Source organism: Sphingobium sp. BYY-5 (assembly GCF_022758885.1).
Classification (GTDB): Bacteria; Pseudomonadota; Alphaproteobacteria; order Sphingomonadales; family Sphingomonadaceae; genus Sphingobium.
Map to the genome: position 1 here is coordinate 2,133,496 of NZ_JALEBH010000001.1, position 19,377 is coordinate 2,152,872.

At 63.3% G+C, this 19,377-nt stretch carries 16 protein-coding genes; 10 read left to right on the forward strand and 6 right to left on the reverse strand.

From position 1 onward, the window contains the following. Window positions 1-10: 10 nt before the first annotated feature. The 5 genes from MOK15_RS10150 to MOK15_RS10170 all read right to left on the reverse strand — a co-directional run bounded on the left by MOK15_RS10150 (window position 11) and on the right by MOK15_RS10170 (window position 3,242). Window positions 11-604 (reverse strand): nitroreductase family protein, encoded by a 594-nt coding sequence (locus MOK15_RS10150; protein ID WP_242931506.1) that lies wholly within the window; start codon window positions 602-604, stop codon window positions 11-13. 75 nt (window positions 605-679) lie between these two features. After that, entirely contained in the window at window positions 680-847 is a 168-nt protein-coding gene (locus MOK15_RS10155) for a hypothetical protein (protein WP_242931507.1), read from the reverse strand. 57 nt (window positions 848-904) lie between these two features. Next, window positions 905-1,162, reverse strand: a complete 258-nt coding sequence (locus MOK15_RS10160; RefSeq protein ID WP_242931508.1) for a hypothetical protein — start codon at window positions 1,160-1,162, stop codon at window positions 905-907. 77 nt (window positions 1,163-1,239) lie between these two features. After that, entirely contained in the window at window positions 1,240-2,097 is an 858-nt protein-coding gene (locus tag MOK15_RS10165) for an SMP-30/gluconolactonase/LRE family protein (protein WP_242931509.1), read from the reverse strand. After that, window positions 2,097-3,242 (reverse strand): aldose epimerase family protein, encoded by a 1,146-nt coding sequence (locus MOK15_RS10170; RefSeq protein WP_242931510.1) that lies wholly within the window; start codon window positions 3,240-3,242, stop codon window positions 2,097-2,099. The genes MOK15_RS10165 and MOK15_RS10170 overlap by 1 nt, the downstream gene beginning before the upstream one ends. A 123-nt stretch (window positions 3,243-3,365) precedes the next feature. Here MOK15_RS10170 and MOK15_RS10175 point away from each other — a divergent pair, with 123 nt between their 5' ends. Then, window positions 3,366-4,673, forward strand: coding sequence for a sugar MFS transporter (locus tag MOK15_RS10175; protein WP_242931511.1), 1,308 nt, complete (start codon window positions 3,366-3,368; stop codon window positions 4,671-4,673). 251 nt (window positions 4,674-4,924) lie between these two features. Here MOK15_RS10175 and MOK15_RS10180 read toward each other — a convergent pair whose 3' ends face one another. After that, on the reverse strand, window positions 4,925-5,689 hold the full coding sequence (locus MOK15_RS10180) for a FadR/GntR family transcriptional regulator (protein ID WP_242931512.1): 765 nt from the start codon (window positions 5,687-5,689) through the stop codon (window positions 4,925-4,927). Between the two features lie 190 nt (window positions 5,690-5,879). On the opposite strand from MOK15_RS10180, the gene araD1 reads away from it, so the two are divergent. From araD1 to MOK15_RS10225, 9 genes are all read left to right on the forward strand, one after another. Then, entirely contained in the window at window positions 5,880-6,872 is a 993-nt protein-coding gene (gene araD1 / locus MOK15_RS10185; protein ID WP_242931513.1) for an AraD1 family protein, read from the forward strand. 5 nt (window positions 6,873-6,877) lie between these two features. After that, window positions 6,878-7,804 carry a Gfo/Idh/MocA family oxidoreductase gene (locus MOK15_RS10190; protein WP_242931514.1) on the forward strand — a complete coding sequence of 309 codons (927 nt, stop codon included), beginning with the start codon at window positions 6,878-6,880 and terminating at the stop codon, window positions 7,802-7,804. A 22-nt stretch (window positions 7,805-7,826) separates the two neighbouring features. Next, window positions 7,827-9,395 carry an alpha-L-arabinofuranosidase C-terminal domain-containing protein gene (locus tag MOK15_RS10195; protein ID WP_242931515.1) on the forward strand — a complete coding sequence of 523 codons (1,569 nt, stop codon included), beginning with the start codon at window positions 7,827-7,829 and terminating at the stop codon, window positions 9,393-9,395. Window positions 9,396-9,492: 97 nt separating this feature from the next. Beyond that, window positions 9,493-10,545, forward strand: a complete 1,053-nt coding sequence (locus tag MOK15_RS10200) for an arabinan endo-1,5-alpha-L-arabinosidase (protein ID WP_242931516.1) — start codon at window positions 9,493-9,495, stop codon at window positions 10,543-10,545. A 37-nt stretch (window positions 10,546-10,582) separates the two neighbouring features. Beyond that, the gene (locus tag MOK15_RS10205; RefSeq protein WP_242931517.1) at window positions 10,583-12,025 is read left to right on the forward strand and encodes a glycoside hydrolase family 43 protein; all 1,443 of its coding nucleotides are present in this window, start codon (window positions 10,583-10,585) and stop codon (window positions 12,023-12,025) included. 255 nt (window positions 12,026-12,280) lie between these two features. Continuing rightward, window positions 12,281-15,160 carry a TonB-dependent receptor gene (locus MOK15_RS10210; RefSeq protein WP_242931518.1) on the forward strand — a complete coding sequence of 960 codons (2,880 nt, stop codon included), beginning with the start codon at window positions 12,281-12,283 and terminating at the stop codon, window positions 15,158-15,160. A 103-nt stretch (window positions 15,161-15,263) separates the two neighbouring features. Further along, window positions 15,264-17,321, forward strand: a complete 2,058-nt coding sequence (locus MOK15_RS10215) for a glycosyl hydrolase family 65 protein (protein WP_242931519.1) — start codon at window positions 15,264-15,266, stop codon at window positions 17,319-17,321. An 88-nt stretch (window positions 17,322-17,409) separates the two neighbouring features. Then, window positions 17,410-18,081, forward strand: a complete 672-nt coding sequence (locus MOK15_RS10220) for a TetR/AcrR family transcriptional regulator (protein WP_242931520.1) — start codon at window positions 17,410-17,412, stop codon at window positions 18,079-18,081. Window positions 18,082-18,199: 118 nt separating this feature from the next. Beyond that, a complete protein-coding gene (locus tag MOK15_RS10225) occupies window positions 18,200-19,375 on the forward strand; it encodes an amine dehydrogenase large subunit (RefSeq protein ID WP_242931521.1) in 1,176 nt (391 codons plus the stop codon). Window positions 19,376-19,377 lie beyond the last annotated feature (2 nt).

Consider the following 19,377-nt stretch of genomic DNA (forward strand, 5'->3'; position numbering starts at 1 on the left):
CTATATTCGATTAACCAGCAAAATTACCAGCAAAGGCGAATTCCTCGACCGGCTTGCGGCCGCTGGGCGCTTCGCGCGCTTGCAGGGTTTCGGGCAGGATCGACTTGTCCGCCAGCCGCCCGATCGCCACCGCCGCCTCGATCCGGAACCGTTCCGGCACACCCAGTTCCTTGCGCGCCGCATCGAAATCGACGCCGCTCATGCCATGGCTGTGATAGCCCAGCCGCGTCGCCTGCAGCGCCAGCAGCGCCCAGGCCGCGCCGGCATCGAAGCTGTGGCTGTGTGAAGGCTTGTACTCTTCCGAACCCGGCGCGGCCATCTGCGTGTCGGACAGGACATAGACGATCACCGACGCATTCTGCGCCCAGCTCTGGTTGAAGGGCAGCAGCCCCCCCAGGAACCGATCCCAGTCGGCGCCGTCGCGATGGGCGTAGAGGAAACGCCAGGGCTGGTAGTTGAAGGCCGAGGGCGCCCAGCGCGCCGCATCGAAGATCGTATCCAGGTCCCCCTGCGGCAGCGCCGAAGCATCAAAGGCGCGTGGCGACCAGCGCTCCAGGAACAGGGAATCAACAGCGCGCGTCACAGCGCGAGGGTCAGTAGCCATGATGTCTCCTTGTAGATGATCGAACGGATATAGGCAGGACAGCCCGCATCGAAGGCCCAATATGGCAACGCTCCGTTAGCGAACGCCTTCGCAGCGGCGCAGCGGCGCTTCCCGGTTATCGGATGCTCCCAGCGCTTCTGCTTCCTTTTCCAGGAGAACCACGCTCGGCTCACGCAATATGGCCTGGATCAGACGGCTCCACCAGGAACCGGCTGGCGCCTCCTCCAACTGGGACTCGATCATGGCCATCCTCCTCGCCGACTCGCGCAGCTTTCTATCAATATGATAGACAAAGCGCGCTCAAGCAATGCTGAGGCGGCTGACAGAAATACTTGAACCAGCTTCGCATCCGCCCGACCGGATGACATGGCATGGCGCAACAGGCTCGGCCTGACGGATCATCACATCGGAGATGTCGTGAAAAATCGACCCGGACAGCCGGCGGCGCGTGCAGTTCGCCACCGGGCTGTCCGGGATCGCAACATTGCCCTGGCTTGGAGAGGCATGACAACGTTGTCCGGTTTCTGTAGGAGATTCTCGCTGCCGACGCAACAGCATTTCTGCCTCAGCCTCTTTAGAAAAAGGGCGCAGCCATCCGGAGACGGCTGCGCCCTGCTATTAATTCGACGAAAGGATCAGCCCGCGAACAGGTTCGTGGGCAAGCCGCGCACGCCGCACTCCACCTCGAAGAAACCGCCGTCATATCCGGTGGGATCGTCCAGGCCCACGCTCGCGGAACTTACGAACATGCGGTCAAGATCGGGGCCGGCGAAGCAGATGTTCGTCACTTGCCGCGCGGGCATGGCGATGGCGCGGTCCAGCTTGCCGTCGGGCGTGAAGCGGCTGATCCGGCTGCCGCCCCAATGGGCGACCCAGATATGCCCCTCAGCGTCCACGGTCATGCCGTCGGGATAACCGTCTTCTTCCGCGAACTGGAGGAAGGGCTGGCGATCGGTCGCCCCCTCCTCTGTCCGCCGAAAGCGGTACATTTGCCGCTTGGCGGTATCGCTATGATAGAGCCATTGGCCACAGGGCGAGAAGGCGGGGCCGTTGGGCACGCGATAATCGCTGTCGACAACCGTCCAGCTACGGTCCGGCGCCAGACGATAGAGCGCGCCGCGATCATGCTCCTCCGCCATGTCCATCGTGCCGCACCAGATATGGCCCTGCGCATCCGCCTTGCCATCATTCATGCGGTTGCCGGGGAAATGCGGCTCCGGATCGCCAATGGAAGTGATGGTCAGGGGCGAGAGCGTGATTTCGGCGAACCCGCTCTGGAACCCGCCGACGAAACCGCCCTGCTCCCGCTCCGCCACCCAGCCCAGCGGTTCGGGCATGGTCCAGCGCTCGACCGCACCGCTCTCCAGCGACAGCCGGTTGAGCGCCGGCGTAAGGATATCCACCCAATAGACCGCATTGTCCCGCGCGGACCAGAGCGTGCCTTCGCCCAATATGTCCGCGACCTCACGGCCGATCATCCGCCACTCAGGCATCAGCGCGTCACCGACAGGCGATAGATCATGGCGTGATGATAGGGCTTGCCGGGATCGACACGGGCCGACAGGAAGTTCGGCTTGTTGGGCGAATCCGGGAATTTCTGCGGCTCCAGCGCGATGCCGTCGCCCATGCGATAGACGTGGCTGCTCTTGCCGATGAACGTGCCGTCCAGGAAATTGCCGGTGTAGAATTGCACGCCCGGCTCCGTCGTCAGCACTTCAAGGACGCGGCCGGAGGCCGGGTCTTCCAGCCGCGCGGCCAGTTCCGGCGCCCTGGTCAGCCCCTTGTCCAGCGCCCAATTATGATCGTAGCCCCGACCCGCGACGATCTGCGGATCACGCCCATCGCGAATGCCATCGGCGACGCGACGGGGCGCGCGGAAATCGAATACGCTGCCCTCGACCGGCTTCAACTCGCCCGTCGGGATGAGGTTGGCGTCGACCGGCGTATAGGCCTTGGCGGGAATCGTCAGCAAATGGCCGAGCGCACCGTCCGGCGACCCTTCACCCTGAAGATTGAAGATCGCATGATTGGTCATGTTGATGATGGTCGGCTTGTCGGTCTTCGCGTCGAACGCGATGCCCAGATCGCCCTTCTCGTCCAGCGTGTAGGTAACGGTCACGTCCAGCTTGCCCGGATAGCCCGAATCGCCGTCGGGGCTGGTCAGCGACAGCACGGCGGTCGCGGTCGGACCGCTCTTGAGCGAGACGATCTTCCAGACCTGCTTGTCGAAACCCTTACCGCCGCCGTGCAGCGAATTGACTTTGTCATTGAGCGGCAGTTGATAGGTTTTTCCGTCCAGGCTGAACTTGCCGCCCGCGATACGGTTGGCATAGCGGCCCACGGTCACGCCGAAGAAGTTGGGATGGTCGACATAATCTTTAAGGTCGTCATAGCCGAGCAGCACGTCGGCTTGCCTGCCGTCCTTGTCCGGGCCGGACAGCGACTGGAGCGTCGCGCCATAGGTCAGGATCTTCGCCGAAACGCCCTGCCCGTTGCTGAGCGTGATGGTTTCGACGGCCGCGCCATTGGCGGAGCCAGCCGGCGCACGGCTCGCTTCGGCCGCCAGCGCGCTTCCGCTTGCGAGGCTCAGCGCCAATGCGTATGACAACGCTGTTTTCAAATCGACGACCTTTCGCATGGACTTCCTCTCAGTGACGCACGCCCATTGACGGGCGGTTGCTGGGGATATACTCCGACAAAATAAGTGGATGCAACCCTTGATCGGGTGATCCCCTACTGGAACTGCACTGGAGAAGGATGAATGGCAGGACCGATCTCGTCTGGCGCTGCGCCTGTCGCAACGCATAATCCCGGCACGCGCTACGGCCCTGCGCTCGCGTTGCTCGCCAGCCTCTTCTTCATGTGGGGCTTTATCACCGTCATCAACAACACGTTGCTGCCCCATCTGCGCAGCGTGTTCGAACTGAGCTACACCCAGACGACGTTGATCGAATCGGTGTGGTTCATCGCCTATTTCTTCGCGTCGATCCCGTCGGCCAAGCTGATCGAGCGGGTCGGCTACCAGAAGTCGATGGTTATCGGCCTGCTCATCATGGCGGCCGGCGCGCTGGGCATGACGCTGGCGGCATCCATCCCCTCCTATGGCGTGACTTTGGTCATGCTGTTCGTGATCGCCAGCGGCATCACCCTGCTGCAGGTCGCGGCCAACCCCTATGTCGCGGTGGTCGGCAAGCCCGAAACCGCCTCCTCGCGCCTCAACCTCGTTCAGGCGATGAACTCGGCCGGCACGATGCTGGCGCCCATGTTCGGCGCCTATCTGATCCTGGGCCGGTCGAAGGGCGGCACGGCGCAGGGCGATATCGTCCTGACCCAGGCCGAACGCCTGGCCGACGCCCAGTCGGTGGTCCTGCCCTATGTGCTGGTCGCTATCGTGCTTGTGGTGCTGGCCGTTGTCATCGCCCGCTTCCCGCTTCCCGCCATGGGCAACGCGACGCAGCGCCACAATAAGGAAGAGCGCAAGAAGCATTCGCTCTGGAACCACCGCAACCTGGTGTTCGGCATTCCGGCGATCTTCATCTACCTGATCGCGGAAATCGGCGTCGCCAACCTGTTCGTGAACTTCGTCAGCCAACCCACTATCGCCAACCTGACGCATGAACAGGCCGGCAACTACCTCACCTTCCTGTGGGGCGGCATGATGGTCGGCCGCTTCGCCGGTTCCGCGATCATGCAGAAGTTCGACGCGGGCCATGTCCTCGCCGCCTTCTCGATCGGCGCCTTCATCGTCATGCTGGTCACTGTCTTCACCACCGGCCCCGTCGCCATGTGGTCGCTGATCCTGGTCGGCCTGTTCCACTCGATCATGTTTCCGACCATCTTCACCCTGGGCATCAAGGGCCTCGGTCCGCTGACCGAGGAAGGGTCGGGCCTGCTCATCATGGCGATCGCCGGCGGCGCGCTGGTGGTGGTTCAGGGCTGGCTGGCGGACCATTACGGCCTGCAGACCAGCTTCCTGCTGACCGCGGCCTGCGAACTCTATGTCCTCTTCTACGCACTCTGGGGGTCCAAACCGACCCATGCGCTGCCCGACCAGCAGATCGGGGAATAATACCAAGCTGCCTAAAGAATGACTCATCAAGATCGACTGGTTGCAGTTCCCCGGCGAAGGCCGGGGTCCAGTTCGAACCGTAGAACTGGACCCCGGCTTTCGCCGGGGAACAGGTTCGCATGAGTTCCCATCAATGTATCTTGGTATAAGGAGCCGGGGGTCGCGCACTCGGAACAGAAAAAGGGCCGGAGCGCATATGCCGCTCCGGCCCTTTTTCTGTTCCGGGCATCATGCAGGACCGTCACGGTCCTTCACCCCTGCATCGTGCTCGCCGTATCCTCCAGCGCCAGGTCGACCAGCACGCCCATCGCCTCGGCCGCCGCGACCGGATCACTCGCGGCGATCGCGTCATAGACACGGACATGGTCGGGGATCGGATTACGCGGCAGGGCGCGGGCGCGCTGCTTGAACTGGGTGGTCCAGTTGACCGCCGCACCGATGCTGGCCGTCAGCACCAGCAGCGCGTCGTTGCGCGTCGCGTTCAATATGGCGTTGTGGAAGTCGCGATCCGCCGCCCGGCCCGCCTCGGTCGCCAGCGTATGGCGGCGCATCGCGGCCAGCGCGTCCTTCATCAGGCGCAAATCCTCCTTGTCACGCCGCACCGCCGCCAGCCGCGCCGCGGCCGGCTCGACAATGGCGCGCAATTCGAACAGGTCGCGCACGAACTGGATGTCCGGCTCCCCGGCAAAGGCCCAGGCCAGCACATCGGGGTCCAGCAGGTTCCATCGGGTTCGGGGCAGGACGCGCGTCCCCGCCTTGGGCCGGCTCTCGACCAGCCCCTTGGCGGTCAGCACCTGGATCGCCTCGCGATAGGCGCTGCGGGACACTTCCAGTTCCTCGGCGAAGGCCACTTCGCCCGACAGCGTGTCGCCCGGCTGATATTGCCCTGACAAGATCGCCGTGCCCAGCTTGTGCGCGATCGCGCCGTGCAGCCGCCGTCCCGGTCCCCGCGTCGCCCGGCCAATGCCGCCCTTTTCCGCCTCATCCCCGTGCAAAGACGGATTTTCCTTCACCATTCGGGTTCCTCCCACCTCCGTCCTATGAGGCACATATCAGCCTAGAATACAATCATTGCCTTTACCATCACCGTGTAATATGTCGGAGTAATTCGGAGATTCACCGCTGTTCCGGCCCCGCGCTGGCGCAGCGCTTGGCCCATTATCGAGGAACCAGCGCCACAGGTCGGCGTGCGGGAGGAGAGTTTTCATGACATTGCGTCTGTTGCAGCACCGTTCGGATTCCGGCGAACGGTCGGTCATTGCCGCGCAGGGCGACACGGCTCATTTCGTGCCGGGTTTTGCCACCATCCGCGCGCTGGCGCTGCACGCGATCAAGCAGGGCATCAGCCTCGCCCAGGCGGTCGAAGCCGCCGGCCAGGGCGATGCCGTCGACATCGCCGCCGAATATGAAGCGAACCGCCTGCTCGCCCCGATCGACCATGACGATGGCGCGCATGTCCAGCTCACCGGCACCGGCCTCACCCATCTCGGCTCGGCCGAAGGCCGCGACAAGATGCACCGCGAAGCCGCTGCCGCCGAAAAGCAGACCGATTCGATGCGCATGTTCCTGGAAGGGCTGGAGGGCGGCAAGCCCGCCGCCGGCCAGGTCGGCCAGCAGCCCGAATGGTTCTACAAGGGTGACGGGTCACAGCTCGTCGGCCCGACCGATCCACTCGTCATGCCCGCCTTCGCCAAGGATGGCGGCGAGGAACCCGAACTGGCCGGCATCTACCTGATCGGCGAAGACGGCACCCCCTATCGCCTCGGCCTCGCGCTCGCCAACGAGTTCAGCGACCATGTGACCGAGCGACACAATTATCTCTGGCTCGCCCATTCGAAGCTGCGCCAGGCCTCGCTCGGCCCGGAACTGCTGGTCGGCACCCCGCCGGACCATATCGAAGGCGCCAGCCGCATCCTGCGCGACGGCGCGGTGATCTGGGAAAAGCCCTTCCTTTCGGGCGAAGGCAATATGTCGCACAGCTTCGCGAACCTGGAACATCACCACTTCAAATATGACCTGTTCCGACGCCCCGGCGACGTCCATGTCCACTTCTTCGGCACCGCTACCCTGTCGTTCAGCGACGGCGTGCAGACGCAGGAAGGCGACGTGTTCGAAATCCTCGCCGCGCCCTTCACCCTGCCGGTGCGCAATCCCCTGAAGCGCGCCGAAGCTGTCCGGGTCGCCGTCCGGACGCTCTGACATCCATGGACCCGATTCGCATCGCGATCGTCGGCATCGGCAAGATCGCGCGTGACCAGCATGTTCCGGCAATCCGGGGCAATGGCGCGTTCAGCCTGGCGGCCACCGTCAGCCCGCATGATGCGGGCCTTGACGGGGTGCCGCATCATGACAGCCTGGACGCCCTGCTGGCGCAGGGGCCGGCGGTGGACGCCATCGCGCTCTGCACCCCGCCCCAGGTCCGCTACGACCTGGCGTCGCAGGCCCTGACCAAGGGCATCCACCTGTTCCTGGAAAAACCGCCCGGCGCGACCCTGGCAGAGGTGGAGGCATTGCAGGTGCAGGCCGACAAGGTCGGCGTCAGCCTGTTCGCCGCCTGGCATAGCCGCTTCGCTGCGGGCGTCGCCCCGGCGCGCGCCTGGCTGGCCGAGCGCAGGATCGAGAAAGTGTCGATCATCTGGCGGGAGGATGTCCGCGTCTGGCATCCCGGCCAGGCCTGGATCTGGCAACCGGGCGGCCTGGGCGTCTTCGATCCCGGCATCAATGCCCTGTCGATCGCCACCCATATATTGCCGCGCCCCTTCTTCCTGAAGGACGCAACCCTGGTGCTACCGGAAAACCGCGCCGCACCGATCGCCGCCGATCTCACCTTTCGCGACACGATCGGCGCGCCGATCCACATGGACCTCGACTGGCGCCAGACCGGCCCGCAGAGCTGGGATATCATCGTCGAAACCGACGCGGGCACGCTCAAGCTCGCCCAGGGCGGCGCCGTGCTGCACCTGCCCAGCGGCACCGAGCATGGCGAAGATGTCGAATATGCGGGCCTCTACGCCCGTTTCGCGGCTCTGATCCGCAGCGGGCGCAGCGATGTCGACACCGACCCGCTGCGGCTGGTCGCCGACGCTTTCCTGCGCGGACGCCGCGAAACCACAAACGCATTTCACGATTAATTTCTACAGGGAGAGGACGGACATGAAGACAATCCTACGCCGCACCGCCACCGCGCTGCTGCTCTGCGCCAGCACGCTGGCGTGGCAGCCGGCCAATGCCGACACCGACGGCAAGCCGACCACCGCCACCATCCACGCCGACACGCCCGGCGCCATCTACGACAAGCGCGTCTTCACCCAGTTTGCCGAGCATCTGGGCAACGGCATCTATGGCGGCCTGTGGGTCGGCAACGACAAGTCGATCCCCAACACCAACGGCTTCCGCAACGACGTGGTCGCGGCGCTGCGCAACCTGTCGGTCCCCGTCATCCGCTGGCCCGGCGGCTGCTTCGCCGACGAATATCACTGGCGTGAAGGCATCGGCCCCAAGGCGCAGCGCCCGGTCAAGATCAACACCCATTGGGGCGGCGTAACCGAACCGAACACGGTCGGCACCCACGAATATTTCGAACTGCTGCGCCAGGTCGGCGCGGAAGCCTATATCTCCGGCAATGTCGGCAACGGCACGCCGCAGGAAATGGCCGAGTGGGTGGAATATATGACGTCGCCCGCCGGCACGCTGGCCGATCAGCGCGCCAAGAACGGCCATAAGGAGCCATGGGCCGTTCCCTATTTCGGCATCGGCAATGAACTGTGGGGCTGCGGCGGCAATATGCGCGCCGAATTCGCGGCCGATGAAACCCGCCGCTACGCCACCTTCATCAAGGCGCCCGCCGGCACCAAGATCCTGAAGGTCGCCTCCGGCGCGAATGTCGACGATTATGACTGGACCGAAACGATGATGCGTGTGGCGGGCGACAAGCTCGATGGCCTCTCGCTTCATTATTACACCGTGCCGAAGGGCGGTTGGCCGCCCAAGGCTTCGCCGGTGAATTTCGACGAGAATGGCTGGGCCGAGACGCTCGTCGGCGCGCGCAAGATGGACGAGTTGATTACCAAGCATAGCGCCATCATGGACAAATATGATCCCAAGAAGCGCGTCTTCCTGGCGGTCGACGAATGGGGCACCTGGTACGAACAGGACCCCGGCACGCATCCGGGCTTCCTGCGCCAGCAGAACACGCTGCGCGATGCTCTGGTGGCCTCGATCCATCTCGACATCTTCGCACGCCATGCCGACCGCGTCCGCATGACCGCGATCGCGCAGATGGTGAACGTGCTCCAGGCGATGATCCTGACCGACGGCAAGAAGATGGTGCTCACGCCCACCTATCATGTCTTCGAAATGTACAAGCCTTGGCAGGACGCCACGGTGCTGCCGATCGATATCGCCACGCCCTGGTATAATAAGGACCAATATTCGATGCCTGCGGTCAGCGGTTCCGCGGTCAAGGGCAAGGACGGCAAGGTTCATGTCGGCCTGTCAAACCTCGACCCGAACCAGCCCAACACCGTCACGGTGAAGCTGGACGGCCTCAACGCCACCAGCGTCTCGGGCCGCATCCTGACCGCTTCGGCGATCAACGCGCACAACACGTTCGATGCGCCCGAAACCGTCAAGCCCACCGGCTTCACCGGCGCGCAGGTCAATGGCGGTACGCTGACCGTGACGCTGCCGCCCAAGTCGGTGGTCGTACTCGAACTGCAATAAGACACCTGCCTGTTCCCCGGCGCAAGCCGGGGTCCAGTTCCAACCGTCGATCTGGACCCCGGCCTGCGCCGGGGAACGCTATTAGGAGAAGTTCCGCATGGTCCCGTGCAACCTGGCGATATTGGCGGGCGCCGCCTTGCTGGCCTTTGCCGGCACGGCGGGTGCGCAGCAGGCCGCCCAACAGCCCGACACCACGCTCAACGACCGCCTGACCGGCGACCTGGTGCCCACGCATGATCCGGTCATCGCTCGCGAAGGCGATACCTATCACGTCTTCAGCACCGGCCATGGCAAGCGGCTGATCGAGACGCGCACGTCAAAGGATCTGGTGAACTGGACGGCGGGCGATCCGATCTTCACGGCGCTTCCCGACTGGGCAAAGCAGGCCATCCCAGGCAGTGACGGCATGTGGGCGCCCGACATCTCCCATGTGAACGGTCGCTACCGCCTCTATTATTCCGTCTCCACCTTCGGCTCGAACCGGTCGGCGATCGGCCTCACCACCAGCCCGACGCTGGACCCCAAGGCCAAAAATTATGGCTGGCGCGACGAAGGGTTGGTCGTCATGTCCACCAAGGACGACGACTTTAACGCCATCGACCCCAATTTCATCATCGACCGCGACGGTCGCCACTGGTTGTCGCTGGGCAGTTTCTGGACCGGCATCAAGCTGTTCGCGCTGGACCCGAAGACCGGCAAGCCCAAAGACCCAAAGGCCAAGCCCTTCTCCATCGCCCGCCGCCCTGCGCCTGCCGGCGGCCCGGCCCCGGTCGAAGCCCCCTTCATTATCGACCATGGCGGCTATTATTGGCTGATGGTCAGCTATGATTATTGCTGCAAGGGCGTGAACAGCAGCTACTACACCGTCATCGGCCGCTCCAAGGCGATCACCGGCCCCTATCTGGGCAAGGATGGTAGCCCGCTGATGGAAGGTGGCGGGACCATCTTCTTGCGCGCCGACCTTCAGGAACAGCAGCGCTTCCGTGGCCCCGGCCATGCCGGATGGCTGCATGACGTTGATCCCAGGGGTGGGGACGCCAAGGATTATGTCGTCTACCACGCCTATGACAAACAGGCGAACGGCGCGCCCACGCTGCGCATCGCACCGGTGCGCTGGGGGGCTGACGGCTGGCCCATCGCCGAATATTGATCCATTTTATCCGACTGATACATCCGGAGAGAGTCTGATGTCCTTCGTCCCGTCTCGCTTTGCCCTGTCCCGCCGCGGCTTCATCGGCAGCGCCGCCGTCCTGTCGGCCGCGCCCATGGCAGCACGCGCCGCTTCGGGAGAAACCGCCGCGCCCGTCCCCGTCAATCCGCTGGTCAAGCAGCGCGCCGACGCCCAGGTCTTCCGCCATGACGACGGCTATTATTATCTGACCGGATCGGTCCCCGAATATGACCGGCTGGTGCTGCGCCGCTCCAAGACGCTGGCCGGCCTCACGACCGCTGAGGAAGCGGTGTTGTGGCGCCACGAAAAGAGCGGTCCCATGTCCGGCTTCCTCTGGGCGCCCGAGCTGCACCAGATCGACGGCAAGTGGATCATGTATTTCGCCGCCGGCCCCAGCGGCGGCGGCGAGGATGTGTTCCGCATCCGCACCTATGCCATCGTCTGCGACGGCGCCGATCCGATGACCGGCAAATGGAGCGTATTGGGCGAGTTCCAGGCGCCCTGGGACAGCTTCAACCTCGATTCGACCAGCTTCGTGCACAAGGGCATCCGCTATTTCGCCTGGGCGCAGCGCGAACCGGGCATCGAAACCAACAGCAACCTCTATATCGCACCGCTCAAGACGCCGCTCACCCTGGCGGCCAAACCGGCCCGCCTCACCGTGCCCACGCTCGACTGGGAAGTGCGCGGCTACAAGGTGGCCGAAGCCCCCGCCGTCCTGCACCGCAACGGCCGTCTGTTCATGACCTATTCGGCCAGCGCCACCGACGCGCGCTATTGCTTGGGCCTGCTTACCGCGGACGAGAATGCGGACATCATGGACCCCAAATCCTGGACCAAGAGTCCCAGGCCGGTGTTCAAGACGTGCAAGGAAACCAGCGTCTACGGCCCCGGCCACAACAGCTTCACCGTTGACGAGCAGGGGCGCGACGTCCTCGTCTATCATGGTCGCGATTATGAGGCGATTCAGGGCGATCCGCTGTTCAACCCGGACCGTCACACCCGTGTGCAGCGCCTCTATTACGCGGCGGACGGCGCCCCCGATTTCGGTGTGCCGGTCGGCAATGGTCCGCTGCCCGAACGCTTCATTTCCGTGGCCAATCCGCAGGCGCTGCTGGCGCATGACGGCACGCACCTCCTGGGAGGCAATCCCACCCTCGCCCAGACCCAGTTCCGCCAGACACCGGGCCGGGCGGGCAAGGAAAGCCTGATGCTTTCCCCCATCCTCCTGCCCGACCATTATCTGGTCGCGAAGAAGGATGGGTCGGTGACGCTGGAAAAGGACAGCAACAGCGCCGACTTTGCGCTGCGCAGCCAGTTCGTCCGGCTGGAGGACAAGGCGCAGGGCCAGCTCCGTTTCGCCGCCATCTCAACACCGGGCAAGGCGCTCGGCCTTGCCGACGGACAGATCCGCCTGGTCCGCAGCCGTGACGCGGCGGCCTATTGGCGGGCGGACTGATATGCGCGCTACTGGTCTGACAAATAGAAGATTATCGAGGCCGGTCGCCCCAGGGCGGCCGGCTTATTAATTGGGCAGAATGTGCCGAAAACGGCAGAAGAATGACGCCCTTCCGCCTGCGATAATTTTGCCACAAGGCAGCAAGATTCGTCGCGCTGGCCCGCAAATTCCCCCTTGCGATTCATTTGTCGGAGCAATAATTAGTCCGAGTAATTCACGCATGGCGTATGCGCCAGCCCAGGAGAGGATATCCCAATGGCATTCAAGCCGGTCGCACTCGGTTCCGCTTCCATGTTCGCCCTGATGCTCGCGGGCGCAGCCCACGCACAGACCACGCAGGTCGCCGCACCGCAGGAAGAAGATACCGCAGACATCGTCGTCACCGGCGTGCGCGCCTCGATCGTCGGCGCGCTGAACGTCCGCAAAAACTCCACCCAGATCGTCGATTCGATCGTGTCGGAAGACGTCGGCAAGCTGCCCGACAATAATGTGGTCGAAGCGCTCCAGCGCGTCACCGGCATCCAGGTCACCGACCGCGCCGGTGGTGAAACCGCCGCCATCACCATCCGTGGCCTGACCGATCCGCTGACCACGCTCAACGGCCGCAACATCTTCACCGCCGCCGGGACGTCCTTCGCGCTGCAGGACATCTCCGCAAACCTCGTCAAGCAGATCGACGTCTACAAGACCCGCTCGGCCGACCAGCTCGAAACCGGACTCGCCGGCCAGATCGACGTGCAGACCCGTCGCCCGCTCGACTTTGACGGCTTCACCATTTCGGGCCTGGCGCGCGGGGTCTATTCGGAACTGGCGGACAAGGTGAATCCCAATGTCGCCCTGCTCGTCAGCAACCGCTGGGAAACCGGCATCGGCGACATCGGCTTCCTGGTGAACGCCAGCTACACCAAGGCCCAGTATCGCAACCAGAATCTCCAGGCCGGCGCCATGGTGCCGTTCGCCACCGAGAATCCGCCCGCAGGCTCGGGCCTGACCCCGCTGCAGCGCATCTTCCCCGGCGCCACGAACGAAAACTGGACGCCGGGCCTTGATGCCGGCCTGCCGACCGCACCGGGATCGACGCTGAACATCAATGGCGTCGCAACCCCCTATTATCTGTCGCGTGACGCCGTCATCGCGTCCGACCTTTACGGCAAGCGTGAACGTCCGTCGATCAACGCCGCGCTCCAGTGGGCGCCCAATGACAGCTCGGTCTACACCGCCGAAGTCTTCTATACCGGCTTCCGTGGCGAAACCTTCAACAGCCTGCATTTCAGCTTCGCCGACTGGTGGGGCGACCTGCCCGCGAACGTAGGCAACAGCTTCGAACTCTATGACGGCACGAACATCATCAAGTCGCGCCAACTGGGTTCGGTCGCGGGTTTCAACAGCGGCGACATGGCGACCAACCGCACCGACAGCTATGTCTATGCGCTGAACGCCAAGTGGAACGTGGGCAGCAACGGCAAGATCGTAGCCGACATCGCCTATCAGGACAGCAAGAACGAAACCTCCTTCTTCGCCATCCGTACCGATCGCGGTCCGCTCGACCTGAATGTCGACTTCAATGGCGGCGGCGGCCTGCCCTCCTACAGCTTCGGCAACCAGGAAGTGCTGACCGACGCCAGCAAGTGGACCGTCGGCAACCTGTTCGACAGTGGCACGAAGAATACCGGCAATGCGCTGACCATGACGCTGGACGGCGAATATAAGTGGGACGAAGGCTTCCTGCGCCGCATCAAGGCGGGCTTCCGCTATGACAACCGCAATGCCGACAGCTATGTCCGCGACCAGGGCGCGGGTGGCCTGACCACGCCTAATCCGGCTTATGATCCGACTGATCCGACTAGCCCGGCGCGCGTTCCAGTCTACCTGTCTCAATTGGGCGCAGGCAGCCCCTTCACCAACAACGGTTTCTTCGACGGCCGTGCCGACATTCCGACCAGCTGGGTGCTGGCCGACCCGCGCAGCATGGACAAGGACGCCGTCCGCGCCCTGTACCGCGCGGCATATCCGGATGCCAACTTGCTGCTATCGGACCAGATGAGCTTCGGCCATGTGTTCGGCATCAATGAAAGCAATCTGGCCGCCTATATCGTCGCCGATGGCGAGGTCGAAATCTTCGGCCGTCCGCTCCAGCTTCAGGGCGGGGTGCGCTTTGTCGCAATCGACACCCTTTACGACTATTTCGATCGCGGTAATAATTTCGCCCGAACCACGGTGTCCACCGGTTCGGAAAAATTCCTGCCGTCGTTCACCGCGCGCTACAATATCACCGACAATCTGCGCATCCGTTTCAACTATGGCGAAACGCTACGTCGTCCGGCCTTTGGCGACCTCAACCCCAACCTGGCGCTGACGGGCGATCTGTCGCGCATCGGTTTCGGCTCGGGGTCCTCGGGCAACGCCAACCTGCGGGCGACTCATTCGAAGAATATGGACCTGGCGATCGAATGGTATTTCGAACGCAACAGCGCCATCTATGCGACGGCCTTCCAGCGCAAGATCAACGGCCTGGTCGTGCCGCTGACCGTGCGTGAGTTCATCCCGAACAACTATCTGCCGCGCAACGAAACCTACACCGAATATTTCAATATCACCCGCCCGGAAAACGCTTCCAACGGCACGCTCAAGGGTCTGGAACTGGGGCTGACCTACTTCCCGTCCTACCTGCCCACCTTCCTGAATGGTCTGGGCTTCACCGGCAGCGCGACGATCCTGGATTCCGAACAGACCATCCCGGTCGTCAACAATGAAGGCGAAATCACCGGTACGACCAAGTCGGCCTTCTTTGGCGTGTCGAAACTGTCCTACAATGCCACGCTCGCCTATGACAGCGGCCCGATCGGCGCCCGCCTGTCCTACATCTGGCGCAAGGGCTTCCTGAACAACAATGAAGGCCGCTCCTTTGCCAACCCGATCGGCATGTGGCGCGCGCCGGAAAAGAGCCTGGACTTCCAGCTCACCTGGAACCTGAACAAGGATATCGGCATCACCTTTGATGCGGTGAACATCACCAAGGCGAAGCAGCAGAATTATTACAAGTTCGGCGATGTCGGCAATCCGACGGAGTTCAACTCCAGCACGCTGCTGATCGACCGGACCTTCGCTCTAGGTGTCCGTTTCAAGTTCGACTGAGTGCCCGATGGGGCGCGGTGTCTCCTCATCGCGCTCCATTTCCATGGCGGCCGTTCCGGGATATCTCTCCAAGTCCCGGGCCGGCCGCCATATTTGTTTGGACATGATCTGGGAGGATGTGATGCGCGCGATGCGGATGCTTTTGCTGGCCGGGGCGGCTCTGGCTTCCATGGGTGCCGCCTCTTCCCCGCCCCCGTCAGCGATGGACACACATGCCATCGCCGCGCAGCGCTTCGGCAATGACGCGCCCTGGTATCAGGATCGCATCCCCTTCTTCGAATCCGCCGACCCGAAAATCGACGCCGTCTATTATTATCGCTGGGCGCTCTACCGCGCGCATCAGCGTGACCTAGGCGAGGAAGGCTATATCTCGACCGAGTTTCTCGACGATGTCGACTGGCAGCGCCACCCCTATGCCAGCCTGAACGACGCGACCGGCTTTCATCTGGGCGAAGGGCGCTGGCTGAACGATCGCCGCTTCGCCGACGATTATATCAACTTCATGTATGGCGGCGGCAACGACCGCCATTTCACCGATCATATGGCGGACTCGGTCTGGGGCCGCTACCTGGTCGACGGCGACCGCGCGGGCGCGCTGCGTAACCTGCCGGTGATGAACCACATCTACCGCCTGTGGGACGACAAGTACGACTTCGACAAGGGCCTCTATTTCGTGGAGCCGCTGCTCGACGCCACCGAATATACCGTGTCCTCGATCGACGCCTCGGGCGGCAAGGACGGATTCCGTGGCGGCGACGCCTTCCGCCCCTCGGTCAACAGCTATATGTTCGCCAATGCCCGCGCCCTCTCCAGTATGGCGGAGATGGCCGGGAACAAGGCGATGGCAGCCGATTATGCCGCCCGCGCCTCGGCAATCCGTCAGCGCGTCCTGACCGACCTGTGGAGCGAGAAGCTCACCCATTTCATCGATCGCCACCAGTCGCGGAAAAATGCGTTCGTCACCTACTGGGACCCGATCCGCAATCGCGAACTGGTGGGCTACCTCCCCTGGATGTTCGACCTCGTCCCCGATGACGCGAAATATGCCGCCGCCTGGGCGCATCTGCTCGACCCCGCCTCGCTCGCCGGCAAGGCGGGAATGCGCACCGTCGAAGCCAGCTACGAATATTATATGCGGCAATATCGCTATCTGGGCAAAGATCCCGAATGCCAGTGGAACGGCCCGGTCTGGCCCTATCAGACGACGCAGGTGCTGCACGGCATGGCCAATCTGCTCGATCATTACAAGGAGGGCGGCCCCGTCACCCGCAGCGCCTATATGCGCCTGCTGCGCCAATATGCCGCGCTCCATTATCAGGGGAACAGGCTGGATCTGGAAGAGGATTATCATCCGGAGACGGGCAAGCCGATCGTCGGCCTCGACCGCAGCCACCATTATTTCCATTCGGGCTTCAATGACCTGATCATGACCGGTCTGGTCGGTATCCGCCCGCGCGCCGACGATGTGCTGGAGGTAAACCCGCTCCTTCCGCAATCCGGTGATCCGCAGGCGCTGGCCTGGTTCCGGGTGCAGGATGTTCCTTATCATGGCCACAAGGTCGCTGTGACCTGGGACGCGGATGGGCAGCATTATAGGCGCGGCAAGGGCCTCTCCATCGAAGTGGACGGCAAGGAGGTCGCCCGCCGCGACACGCTGAGCCGTATCGAAGTCCCGGTGACACGCGCAGCCGCCCCGGCGATCACCCACCCCATCAACCGCGCCGTACAGCTTGTTCGCGGCCAGTTCCCGATGGGATCGGCCTCCAGCAACGATGACGTCGAGAATGTCCATGATGCGATCGACGGGCGCATCTGGTTCTTCCCCGAATTGCCCAATGGCTGGTCGTCGGCGCCATCCCCGGCATCGGCGCCCGCGCAGCAATGGTACGCTATCGACCTTGGCAAGCCGATCGACCTTGCCCGCGCCGAACTCGCCTTCTTCGCCGACGGCAAGGGCTTCGCCGTGCCGCAGGCCTACCGCCTCCAGGCCTGGGTCGACGGCGACTGGCGCGACATCGCCGCGCCCAGGGGCGGCCCGGTCGCCAATGGCATCACCGATGTCCGCTGGCCAAAGCTCCGGACCGGCAAGGTCCGTCTGCTCTTCACCCAGCCCCAAGGCAAAGCGATCCGGCTGGCCGAATTCAAATTGTTTGAAGAATAGAAGACGAAGGACGGGCCGTTATCCTCCATAACGGGGCATCCGCTCTGGCCACCGCATCCAAGGGGTGGTACACCCAAAAATAAGTCAAATGACGCAGATACTCACCCCTTCCCGCCCCGGCATTTATGCTCGCGGCACCGAAACGGTCGACGCCATATTGAAGGCGGCGCTGGACGTGCTGATCGACGAAGGGGCGGATGCCTTCACCATCCGCCGCATCGCCGCGCGCTGCGATATGAAGGTGGGCAATGTCAGCTATCATTTTCCGCGCAAGGAAATGCTGATCCAGGTGCTTCTGGACGAGCTGGTCGACAGCTATGGCAAGCTGCTCGACGAAGTCGTGCGCAAACCCGGCCTCACCGCCGAGGAGCGGTTGAAGCTGGTCATCATCCTGTGCCTCGACGATATCGGTTCCAAGCGGACCACCCATCTCTTCACCGAGCTGTGGGCGCTGGCCAATCATAACGCATTCGTCGCCGACCGCGTCCGCGCCTTCTACGAGCGCATCCATGGCGTGATCGGCGATTATGTTGCAGCGATCAACCCGGCCCTGGGGCAGGAGGATGTGCGCACCGTCGCCCTGTTCATCAGCGCGACGATGGAAGGCGCCACGCCCTTCCTGGGTCATGGCAAACCCTGGGCCGACAAGATGCCGGCCTTTACCGCGCTCGCCGTCCAGTCGCTGGTGACGCTGGCGCGCACCGCCACATCGCGGGATATTGCGGCGCTGGCGCCGGCGAAAATTCCCGAACTCGCCTGACCCGACCACTGCATCGCAACATTTATTTGTTGCTGCGGCGTTTCGCCCCCTTGACCAAATCTGGACAAGTGTCAAACCTTGTCATCGACGCAGCAGGCACCAAGGGGGATCAGCCAGCATGTCGACCGCCAGACGCAGGATTTCCATCGCGCTTCTCGCCCTGCTGATAGGCAGTGCTAGCAGCATCGCCCAAGCCGCGCCCGCCGACATCAGCGCCGCGCTGGAGGCGGAAGAATCCGATGTGATGACCATCGATCCACCCAAGCCGACATGGTTCTTCGTGGACGGCGGTTGGGACATGCCGGGCACCAGCATTTTCGACGGCGAAAGCGGCAAGATGAAGGGCATGGTCGAAACCCGGCGACTGGCCGACATGGCGATCGATCCCGCGGGCAGATATTATTATGTCGCGGAAACCATCTGGTCCAAGGGCGATCGCGGCACCCGGCAGGACATGGTGTCCATCTATGACAGCAGGACGCTGAACCTGCTCACCGAAGTACCGCTGCCCGGCCGCATCCTCATTGGATCGCGCAAGAATAATTTCATCGTCAGCGACGATGGCAAGACCGCCTATGTCTATGATTTCAGCCCGACATCGGGCGTGAATATCATCGACCTGGACAAGAAGAAATTCGTCGCCGCGATCGAACTGCCCGGCTGCGCCAGCCTCATGCCCAATCCGGGCGTCGGCTTTTCCGCCCTCTGCTCGGACGGATCGCTCGCCACCGTCGCAGTCAAGGGGGCGAAGGGCGCCATCACCCATACGCAGCCCTTCTTCGATGCGACCAACGATCCGATCTTCGACAATTTCGCCTATGACCGGAAGAAGAAGAAGACCACCTTCCTCACCTATACCGGCCAGATCTACACCGCTCAGATCAGCGCGATGCCGACCGTTTCCACGCCCTTCTCGATCCAGGCCGCCGCCGGCATCCGCTCCGGCGAGACGAAGCCGCTCGAACTCAACTGGTATCCCGGCGGCCGACAGCCCATGGCGCTACACCGCGCATCCGGCCAGCTTTTCGTGCTGATGCATATGGGCGAATATTGGTCGCACAAGGCGTCCGGCAGTGAAGTCTGGCAGGTCGACGTCGCCGCCAGGAAAGTGGTGAAGCGCTTCACGCTCAAGGAACCGATGAACAATATCGACGTGTCGCAGACCGCCAAGCCGCTGCTCTATATGAATGGCGAGAAGGGCGAAGTGCTGGTGCTCGACGTCGCCACCGGTGAGGAAAAGCACAAGATCGAGAAGGCCGGCGGCGGCATCATCACCGTGCCGGAGCCGAACTGACC

Excerpts from the sequence above, each read along its gene's own strand:
- MOK15_RS10150 (WP_242931506.1), bottom strand. The coding sequence starts at position 604 with ATGGCTACTGACCCTCGCGCTGTGACGCGCGCTGTTGATTCCCTGTTC.
- MOK15_RS10155 (WP_242931507.1), bottom strand. The coding sequence starts at position 847 with ATGATCGAGTCCCAGTTGGAGGAGGCGCCAGCCGGTTCCTGGTGGAGC.
- MOK15_RS10160 (WP_242931508.1), bottom strand. The coding sequence starts at position 1,162 with ATGCTGTTGCGTCGGCAGCGAGAATCTCCTACAGAAACCGGACAACGT.
- MOK15_RS10165 (WP_242931509.1), bottom strand. The coding sequence starts at position 2,097 with ATGCCTGAGTGGCGGATGATCGGCCGTGAGGTCGCGGACATATTGGGC.
- MOK15_RS10170 (WP_242931510.1), bottom strand. The coding sequence starts at position 3,242 with ATGCGAAAGGTCGTCGATTTGAAAACAGCGTTGTCATACGCATTGGCG.
- MOK15_RS10175 (WP_242931511.1), top strand. The coding sequence starts at position 3,366 with ATGGCAGGACCGATCTCGTCTGGCGCTGCGCCTGTCGCAACGCATAAT.
- MOK15_RS10180 (WP_242931512.1), bottom strand. The coding sequence starts at position 5,689 with ATGGTGAAGGAAAATCCGTCTTTGCACGGGGATGAGGCGGAAAAGGGC.
- araD1 (WP_242931513.1), top strand. The coding sequence starts at position 5,880 with ATGACATTGCGTCTGTTGCAGCACCGTTCGGATTCCGGCGAACGGTCG.
- MOK15_RS10190 (WP_242931514.1), top strand. The coding sequence starts at position 6,878 with ATGGACCCGATTCGCATCGCGATCGTCGGCATCGGCAAGATCGCGCGT.
- MOK15_RS10195 (WP_242931515.1), top strand. The coding sequence starts at position 7,827 with ATGAAGACAATCCTACGCCGCACCGCCACCGCGCTGCTGCTCTGCGCC.
- MOK15_RS10200 (WP_242931516.1), top strand. The coding sequence starts at position 9,493 with ATGGTCCCGTGCAACCTGGCGATATTGGCGGGCGCCGCCTTGCTGGCC.
- MOK15_RS10205 (WP_242931517.1), top strand. The coding sequence starts at position 10,583 with ATGTCCTTCGTCCCGTCTCGCTTTGCCCTGTCCCGCCGCGGCTTCATC.
- MOK15_RS10210 (WP_242931518.1), top strand. The coding sequence starts at position 12,281 with ATGGCATTCAAGCCGGTCGCACTCGGTTCCGCTTCCATGTTCGCCCTG.
- MOK15_RS10215 (WP_242931519.1), top strand. The coding sequence starts at position 15,264 with ATGATCTGGGAGGATGTGATGCGCGCGATGCGGATGCTTTTGCTGGCC.
- MOK15_RS10220 (WP_242931520.1), top strand. The coding sequence starts at position 17,410 with ATGACGCAGATACTCACCCCTTCCCGCCCCGGCATTTATGCTCGCGGC.
- MOK15_RS10225 (WP_242931521.1), top strand. The coding sequence starts at position 18,200 with ATGTCGACCGCCAGACGCAGGATTTCCATCGCGCTTCTCGCCCTGCTG.